At 72.2% G+C, this 1312-nt stretch carries 1 protein-coding gene; it reads right to left on the bottom strand.

Going from position 1 to position 1312, the window contains the following annotated elements; all coding sequences use genetic code 11:
- On the bottom strand, positions 1 to 1312 hold a 1312-nt coding region (locus ACFYPC_RS37030), incomplete at both ends, for an MDR/SDR family oxidoreductase (RefSeq protein ID WP_391891743.1).

Below are 1312 nucleotides of genomic sequence, written 5' to 3'. Positions count from 1 at the left end.
GACGAACTCGGCGAGTTCGTGGTGGTCGCGGGTGAGTTCGTGGAGGTTCCAGGCCGCGTCGGCCTTGGGACGCAGGACCGTGTCGATACGGCCGGCGTCGAGTTCGGAGATCACTCCGTCGTCGAGGACGCCGGCGGTGTGGACGATGCCGGTGAGGGGGTGTTCGGCGGGGATCGTGGCCAGGGCGGCGGCGAGGGCGTCGCGGTCGGCGGCGTCGCAGGCGAGGAGGGTGACACGGGCGCCGGCGGCCTCCAGGTCGGCGATGAGTTCGCCGGCGCCGGGGGCGGCGGTGCCGCTGCGGCTGAGGAGCAGCAGGCTGCGCACCGCGCGTTCGGTGACGAGGTGGCGGGCGACGAGTGCGCCCAGGGTGCCGGTGGCCCCGGTGACGAGGTACGTGCCCGCCGGGTCGGCCGTACGCGGCATGGTCAGCACGACCTTGCCCACGTGCCGGGCCTGGCTTACGTACCGCAGGGCCTCGGGGGCCTGGCGGATGTCCCACGCCCGGGTCGGCGGCAGGGCCAGCGCGCCCTGGCGGAACAGGTCCAGGAGCTCCAGCAGCATCTCCTGGATCCGGTCCAGGCCCGCGTCGAGGAGTTCGAACGCCCTGTATTCCACGCCCTCGTGGCGCTGCGCCACCTCGGCGGCATCCCGGATGTCGGTCTTGCCCATCTCCAGGAATCGCCCACCGCGCGCCAGCAGGCCGAGGGAGGCGTCCACGAACTCCCCGGCCAGCGAGTTCAGCACGACGTCCACGCCGCGGCCGCCGGTCTCGGCGGCGAATACTTCCGCGAAGTCGAGGGTGCGGGAGGAGGCGGTCCGCTCGGCGGGGATACCGAGCCCGGCGAGAACCGGCCACTTGGCCTGGCTCGCCGTGCCGTACACCTGCGCACCCAGGTGCCGGGCCAGCTGAACCGCCGCCGTACCCACACCACCGGCCGCCGCGTGCACCAGCACCGACTCACCCGGCTGCACGTCGGCCAGTTCGACGAGACCGTAGTAGGCGGTGAGGTACACCGCCGGAACGGCGGCGGCCTGGGCATATGACCAGTCGTCGGGGATCGGGGCGAGCATTCGGCGCTCGGTGACCGCACTGGGCCCGAACGAACCCGAGAACAGACCCATCACCCGGTCACCCGGAGCCAGATCCGTCACACCCGGACCGACCTCCACCACCACACCCGCACCCTCGGCACCCATCGGCACCTCAGGACCCGGATACATCCCCAACGCGTTCAGCACATCACGGAAGTTCACCCCCGCCGCACGCACCTCGACACGCACGAACCCCGCAGCAAGCTCCGACCGCTCCGAC

Source organism: Streptomyces sp. NPDC005808, assembly GCF_042871385.1.
Taxonomy (GTDB): domain Bacteria; phylum Actinomycetota; class Actinomycetes; order Streptomycetales; family Streptomycetaceae; genus Streptomyces.
This window is presented reverse-complemented; position numbering and strand designations above follow the sequence as displayed.